Origin of the sequence: Candidatus Halocynthiibacter alkanivorans (assembly GCF_003333265.1) — a bacterium.
Classification (GTDB): Bacteria; Pseudomonadota; Alphaproteobacteria; order Rhodobacterales; family Rhodobacteraceae; genus Halocyntiibacter_A; species Halocyntiibacter_A alkanivorans.
In genome coordinates, this window is record NZ_QOLB01000099.1 from 1 (window position 1) to 7,559 (window position 7,559).

The 7,559-nt window shown below is 59.8% G+C and carries 6 protein-coding genes; 4 read left to right on the forward strand and 2 right to left on the reverse strand.

Annotated features, from left to right (window positions below; translation table 11 throughout):
* Window positions 1–193: 193 nt before the first annotated feature.
* Both DWA01_RS12230 and DWA01_RS12235 read left to right on the forward strand, forming a co-directional pair.
* Entirely contained in the window at window positions 194–2,578 is a 2,385-nt protein-coding gene (locus DWA01_RS12230; protein ID WP_114286124.1) for a trimethylamine N-oxide demethylase, read from the forward strand.
* A gap of 11 nt (window positions 2,579–2,589) precedes the next feature.
* Window positions 2,590–3,051, forward strand: a complete 462-nt coding sequence (locus DWA01_RS12235) for a group II truncated hemoglobin (RefSeq protein WP_114286125.1) — start codon at window positions 2,590–2,592, stop codon at window positions 3,049–3,051.
* Window positions 3,052–3,175: 124 nt separating this feature from the next.
* On the opposite strand, the gene DWA01_RS12240 is transcribed toward DWA01_RS12235, so the two are convergent.
* The gene (locus DWA01_RS12240) at window positions 3,176–4,153 is read right to left on the reverse strand and encodes an HpcH/HpaI aldolase/citrate lyase family protein (protein WP_114286126.1); all 978 of its coding nucleotides are present in this window, start codon (window positions 4,151–4,153) and stop codon (window positions 3,176–3,178) included.
* A gap of 122 nt (window positions 4,154–4,275) precedes the next feature.
* A complete protein-coding gene (locus tag DWA01_RS12245) occupies window positions 4,276–4,935 on the reverse strand; it encodes a response regulator transcription factor (RefSeq protein ID WP_419187000.1) in 660 nt (219 codons plus the stop codon).
* A 389-nt stretch (window positions 4,936–5,324) separates the two neighbouring features.
* Here DWA01_RS12245 and DWA01_RS12255 point away from each other — a divergent pair, with 389 nt between their 5' ends.
* Window positions 5,325–6,572 (forward strand): pyridoxal-phosphate-dependent aminotransferase family protein, encoded by a 1,248-nt coding sequence (locus tag DWA01_RS12255; RefSeq protein ID WP_114286129.1) that lies wholly within the window; start codon window positions 5,325–5,327, stop codon window positions 6,570–6,572.
* Window positions 6,573–6,595: 23 nt separating this feature from the next.
* The coding region (gene sucC, locus DWA01_RS12260) for an ADP-forming succinate--CoA ligase subunit beta (RefSeq protein WP_114286130.1) at window positions 6,596–7,559 on the forward strand (964 nt) is incomplete at its 3' end.

The following is a 7,559-nucleotide window of genomic DNA, read 5'->3' on the forward strand; positions in this document are numbered from 1 at the left end:
CGCTCAACCGGCACAGCGAGAGGCCAGTATCAAAACTGGCCTCTCTGCCTTTCTGCAAAAGACGAAATATCCAAGAAGAATTCAGGCACGCCTGATCGGCATGCCAACAGGGGAAACAGGCCAACTCCCGGTCCGGTTCTTCGGGCCATCTGACTTCCCGTCGCTTTCAGATCATTCACCGTACGAGGCCATAATGATCGATCTCACCCGTCCGCCGGAAACCTATCCTCATTCAGTCCGCGCCGCGCGCCCCAGTCGCATCATCAATGCAGGACGAACCGCCATGGCGCGCAACCGCGAACGCTATGAAATTCCCGGACGCGGTGCGATCATGATTTCCGTACGCGAGGGCGATCAACTTGGTCTTCGAAACTGCGAAGGCATGCAAACCGTTGAATTGGTGGGCCTGACCACAGCCGGCAAACCCTGCCCTGGTATTTTTGATCAAATGCCCTACGGCGCGCCGCAAGGATTGATGGAGCTTCTGAACGCGCCGTTTGATAACAGCCTTGGCCGCTTTGCCCAAACGCTGCGCCGTCGTGACATCCGCCTTGAAGACTGTCGGGCGCAACGGCTGTTTGGAAATGGCAGCCCGCCGGGTGACACAGTGGAAATGACCGTGCATCTGGATGGCTTTGTCATCATTGCCACGCCTGCGCCACTGATGCAGATTGACGCGCACAACACCGCAACGCCGATCACCGCACTGGTCAAACGCGCCCATCATTCTGATAGCTACAGCTTTGCGCTGCCCGATCCGCTGGCCGATCCGGTGCTTGATCTGCGGGTGAAAACCGCAACCGCCGAGAGCTACTTTGTCAAAGCCGGCGACTATATCCAGATTCAGGATGTGGACGGGCGCCAATGTACCGACTTTCAGTGTTTTGCTGCCCGCAAGCTCGACAAAGGCATTGAGCACGCGCTGGATGTGACCACCACCCGCACTTTGCAAGGGCACGCCTATCCGATGCCGGGGCTGCACGGGAAATATTATGATCAGGACATGCTGCCGCTGGTCGAGGTCATCCAGGACACCTGCGGGCGTCACGATGCTTTTGCACTTGCCTGTGCTGCGAAGTATTACGACGACATCGGCTATCCGGGCCATGCAAACTGTTCCGATAATTTCAACGGCGCGCTGGCCGGGCATGGAGTCAGCGCCCGCGCCGGCTGGATGGCGATCAATTTCTTTTTCAACACCGGTATTGATGCGCATGGGGTGATGTATGCGGATGAACCCTGGTCGCGCCCGGGGGATTATGTGCTGCTGCGGGCGCTGACCGATCTGATCTGTGTCAGCTCTGCCTGCCCTGACGATACCACCCCGGCCAATGGCTGGAACCCGACTGATATTCATGTGCGCACCTATAGCGGCGCACAAACATTCCAGCGATCCGTGGCCATTCGCGCCACACCGGACTCGGAGCCGAAAATGACCAAAGCCACAGGTTTCCACGACAGTTTTGCCAGATACACCCGCAATTTCATCGAGTATGAGGGCTATTGGCTGGCCAATTGTTTTGCCGCCGCGGGTCCGCTGGAAGAATACTGGGCGTGCCGGGAAAAATGCGTTGTGCTGGACCTGTCGCCGCTGCGCAAATTTGAGATCACCGGGCCAGACAGCGAGGCGCTGTGCCAGTATGTCTTTACCCGCAATATTAAGAAGCTGGCGGTCGGGCAGGTGGTCTACAGCGCCATGTGTTATCCCCACGGCGGCATGATTGATGACGGCACTCTGTTCCGGCTGGCGCGGGACAATTTCCGCTGGATCGGCGGCTCGGATTATAGCGGCGAATGGATCCGGGAAAAGGCAGCCGAACTGGGGCTGAACGTGCTGGTACGCGCCTCGACCGACATGCAGCACAATGTGGCGGTGCAAGGGCCCAACAGTCGCGATCTTCTGAAGGAAATTATCTGGACCGCGCCGCACAATCCAAAGCTCGACGAGCTGGGCTGGTTCCGCTTCACACCGGCGCGCATTGGCAATGAGCAAGGCGTGCCGGTGGTGGTATCGCGCACCGGTTATACCGGCGAGCTGGGCTATGAGGTGTTCTGTCACCCCAAACATGCCGGCGCGGTGTTTGACGCAATCTGGCAGGAAGGCCAGGCCCATGACATCCGTCCGATGGGGCTTGAAGCGCTGGATATGGTGCGCATTGAGGCCGGGCTGATTTTCGCCGGGTATGATTTCTCAGACGAGACCGATCCGTTTGAGGCGGGCATTGGTTTCACTGTGCCGCTGAAATCCAAACCCGATGATTTCATTGGCCGCGAAGCGCTGATCCGGCGCAAAGAAACCCCGGCGCGTAAGCTGGTGGGGCTGGAAATTGACGGCGCGGTGGATGTGGCCCACGGGGATGCGGTGCATATCGGGCGCGCCCGTATCGGGGAGGTTACCTCATCGATGCGCTCACCGCTGCTGGGCAAAAACATTGCGCTGGCACGGCTGGATGTGAGCCATGCGGCGCTCGACACCCGGGTGGAGATCGGCAAGTTGGACGGGTTGCAGAAACGTTTGCCGGCAACGGTGGTGCCTTTTGCCCATTATGACCCGAAAAAGACCCGGCCGCAGTCCTGAAGGGGCAAGATATGGTGGAACCTCTGATAGACCAGATCGGCGGCGAGCGGGTGCTGCGGGCGCTGGTGGAACGGTTTTATGACATCATTGAACAGCACCCGCGCGGCGCGCGGATTGTGCAGTTGCACAAGCGCGGCCATGGCATGGCGCATGCGCGGGCCGAGCAGTTCAACTTTCTGTCCGGCTTCATGGGCGGGCGGCGCTATTATGATGAAAAACACGGCCATATGGATGTGAAGCTGATGCATGCCCATGTACCGGTCAGCGCTGAGGACGCCGAAAACTGGTTGCTCTGCATGGACCAGGCGCTTGGCGACCTGGGTCTTGAGGGGCCGGCGGTGGAGCGGTTGCGCATGACTCTGCGGCGGGTGGCGATGATGCTGATAAATGATCTGGGCGACTGGGGTGAGGCACCGGCGGCCGTGACATCTTCGACAAGTGTTTGTTCTGGAACGAGTATTCGCCGTGTTTAGGGCGTTCCCTTGCGGTCAGATCTTGAACCGGGCCGCAAATATCGCAAGCGGGGCAGGGGTGCCGCCGCCCCAAAATCGGGGGCGACGGCGGTATTTTCAGCAGGGTTGCATCCGCCCCTGAGCACTATCCGCGGGCGATCTGCGCTGCTTTTTCCACCAGCACCTCAGCCTGGCGGATGGAGGCGTAGTCGATCAGGCGGCCATCCAGTGAGACAGCCCCTTTGCCGGCGGCGGCGGCTTCCGTCATCGCCGCCAGAATGCGCTGCGCTTTGGTGACCTCCTCATAAGACGGGCTCATCACCTGATTGGCCAGCGGCACCTGGCTGGGATGGATCGCCCATTTGCCTTCACAGCCCAGCACGGCGGCGCGTTTGGCGGCGGCCAGATAACCCTCAGTATCGGAAAAATCACCGAACGGACCGTCGATCGGCCGCAGCCCGTTGGCACGCGCGGCCACCACCATACGCGCCAGCGCGTAATGCCACATGTCGCCCCAGTGCACCTGGCGTTTCTGGGCCTCATCCGGGTCGGTCAGCACCGCGTAATCCGGGTTCACCCCGCCGATGATTGTGGTGCGGGCACGGGTGCTGGCGGCATAGTCGGCAACGCCGAAATGCAGGCTCTCATTTCGCTTGGATGCGGCGGCAATTTCAGTGACGTTTTGCATGCCCAGGGCGGTCTCAATTATGTGCTCAAAACCGATGCGTTTTTTATAGCCTTTGGCGTCCTCAATTTGGGTCACCAGCATGTCGACAGCATAGACATCTGAGGCGGTGCCGACCTTGGGAATCATGATCAGATCGAGCCGTTCACCGGCCTGTTCAACCACGTCGACCACATCGCGGTACATGTAGTGCGTATCGAGCCCGTTGATTCGCACCGACATCGATTTATCGCCCCAGTCGATGTCGTTCAGCGCTTCGATAATATTTTTGCGCGCCTGGTCTTTGTCATCCGGCGCAACCGCGTCTTCGAGATCCAGAAAGATCACGTCGACGTCAGTTTTTGCAGCCTTTTCAAACATTTGCGGCTGGCTTCCGGGAATGGCCAGTTCGCTGCGGTTCAGACGGCCGGCGGCCTGTTCAACGGTAAAAAAACTCATAATCCGGTATTCCTTTGCAGTTCAGATTGTCGACTGCTTTCAGGCATTGGACGGATTTTGTTTCCTGTCAAGAAAAATTTATTCATTAAACCTAGGCGCGCGCACACGTGAGGGGCGCCGGTTTATGCGCTGTCACCGGGCCCGCCCGGAACCGCGCCCAGCCTGTTTGAATAATAAAATGCGATGGCCTGGGCGCGGTTCCTTACTGACAATTTGTCGTAGAGATTTGAGAGGTGAAATTTCACCGTATTGGTGCTGATGCCGAGCTCTTTGGACAGCTCCCGGTTGGTCAGCCCTTTGCTAAGCGCATCGAGGATGCTGCGCTCGCGTTTTGACAGCTGCCGGATCGGGTCCTGCTGCAGCTCGCGGATGTCCAGAAACGGGAACACCATTTTGCCCGCCGCGACGCTGGTGCAGGTCTCGAGCAGATTTTCGACAGCCCCGGAGCGCGGCGAAAACCCGGCAGCACCCGCCGCCATTGCCAGGCGCGGCACGTCGGCGGTCTCGTCGGCATAGACCACGAGGCGCGGCGCGCTGGCCTGTTCGCGCAGCACTTCGATCAGCCGGGCACCGCCCAGCACCGGCAGATCCCAGCCAATCACCCCGACCTGAACCGGCACCCGCATCACCGTGCCCAGAAATCCTTCGGCGGTGGCCGAGGTGGCCACCAGCGAGAATCGGGGGTCGCGGTCAAAAATTTCCGACATCGCAGTCAAAACCAACGGATTGCTGTCGGCGAGCATGATCGAGATCGGAGCTGGTTTGCTGGTAACTGGCTGCATTGTCTGGCTTTCTCTCAATAACCTACCCATTTGGGTGGGGCCTGTTTCGGTATACAGTGTTATTTTCGTAGTTTTGGGCAGGTATTTCCCCACCCAAACAGATACCCAAAAGCAGGATATAGTTACGTTGTGGCTTTTGTCGAGCCAGGCTTTCCTCAGGCCAATTGAAGTTGAAGCTGAGGAAAGCCAATGCCCGGAGCGAACCGTCAGATTCTGAGCCTTGCGGCAATCACGGGGAATTGCCCGTGCCAGACCATGGGCGTTGCCGCTGCGGGAAACTGTGGCTCTGGCCTGCCGCTGGCAGCACCTGTGCACGGCCTTGCCAACGCCGCCGCCACAAATCCCACCCTGAACATCCACAACGTCCAATTCCAGTAAGGTCCGCCGCCATGAACGCTCACGCTATTTTCCCACCTCTTGAGATCCCCGAAACCCTCGCTGCCGGCCCCGGGCCCGGAAATACCGACCCGCGGGTGCTGCAGCGCTTTGCCAACAGCGGCCTGGCCGATCACATGCAGGCAGATGTTCTGCGCGGCATGATCGAGTGCAAACAGATGCTGCGGCAACTTTGGGGCACCAGCAACACCTATACGTTTGGCGTTGGTGGCACCGGTTTCAGCGGCCTGGACTGTATGCTAAGCGCCATCCTGCCGGGCGACAGTGTGGTGGTCTTTGTCAACGGCACGTTCAGCGGCATTGATGCGCTGACGATCCGGATGAAAGCGGCGACGCGGGCGGAACTGGCGGCAAATCCGATGGACCCCGCGAGCGCAAGTGTGACCGTCGTCAACGTGCCGCACGGCCAGTCGGTGCAGGGCGGGACCGTGGCGGCAGCGCTGGCGGAACACCGTCCGAAATGGGCGTTTATGGCCCATTGGGAAACCGGATCCGGTCGTATCAATGACATCAAGGGTTTTTCCGATGCCTGCGAGGAGCACGGTGTGATGGGGCTGGTGGACGCGGTGTCTTCGCTCGGGATCGAGGACTTCTCAATCGATGATTACCCCGGTGTGGCCGGCTGGGCGTCCTGCCCGCAGAAAGGCGTGCTGTGCCTGCCACTGACCTATGCGCCGGTCAGTTTCAGTACCCGCTATATCGATACGCTGCGGGCCACCGGCTGTCACACCTATGTGCACCACCCCCTGCTAGAGGCGCGGCACTGGGGCATTATTGAAGGCCAGGACGTAGCAGCGGGCAGCTATCACCGCACCCATTCCGGTTATGCGGTGGCGGCATTCCACGAGGCACTGCGTTTGACGCTTCAGCACACGCTGGCGCAACGTGCCCGGGATTATGTCTTCCATGAAAAGGCACTGCGCGACGCGGTCAGCGCGATGGGCTGTCAGGTGACGTCCGACATGACCAGCCTGGTGGTTCTGAACTTGCCGGGGGCGCTTTCTGGACGTGAAAAAGAGCTGGTGCAGGCCTGTCGCGCCAGGGGGTTTGGCATCTGGCCGACCCTGTCGGAGCCGGTTCAGATCCGCATCGGCATCCTGAACCAGCTCAGCCAGGCCGCCATCACTGATATCGTGCTGCTTTTTGCTGCGGCGATGAACGAGATGGGTGCCGAGGTCGGTCTGACGGCAGTGCGGGCGCAGCTTGACCAGCATTACAAAGTCGCAATTGCGGCGCAATAACAGCGATAAAGGGGAGGTAAGACATGGATATTCACGAATATCAGGCCAAAGAGGTTCTGAGCAACTTTGGAGTCGCAGTGCCACCCGGGGCGCTGGCTTATAGTCCGGAGCAGGCGACCTATCGTGCCCGCGAGCTGGGCGGCGATAAATGGGTGGTCAAAGCACAGGTGCACGCCGGCGGTCGCGGCAAAGCCGGCGGGGTGAAGCTTTGTGAGACGGACGCCGAGATTCAAGCCGCCACTGAGGGTATGTTTGGCCAGAAGCTGGTCACCCATCAGACCGGCCCCGAGGGCAAAGGCATCTATCGTGTCTATGTCGAAGCGGCGGTGCCGATTGACCGCGAGATTTACCTCGGTCTGGTGCTGGACCGTTCTTCTCAGCGGGTGATGATTGTGGCCAGCTCTGAGGGCGGTATGGAGATCGAAGAGATTTCCGCCGATCGCCCGGATTCCATCGTACGCTCAATCGTGGAACCGTCGGTGGGGCTGCGAGATTTCCAGGCCCGCGAGATTGCCTTTAAACTGGGCATTGACCCGGCGCTGACCCAGCAGATGGTGCGCACGCTCAAGGGCTGTTACCAGGCGTTCTCAGAGCTGGACGCCACCATGGTGGAAATTAACCCGCTGGTGGTGACCGGGGACAGCCGCATCCTGGCGCTGGACGCCAAGATGACCTTTGACGACAACGCCATGTTCCGCCACCCGCAGATTGCCGAGTTGCGCGACAAGTCACAGGAAGACCCGCGTGAAAGCCGCGCTGCTGACCGCGGCCTGTCTTATGTCGGCCTTGAGGGCAATATCGGCTGTATCGTCAACGGTGCCGGCCTGGCGATGGCGACGATGGATACCATCAAGCTGGCGGGAGGCGAACCTGCCAACTTTCTTGATATCGGCGGCGGCGCGACACCTGAGCGGGTGGCCAAAGCCTTCCGCCTGGTGATGTCTGACAGCACTGTGCAAGCGATCCCCGTAAATATCGTCGCCGGCA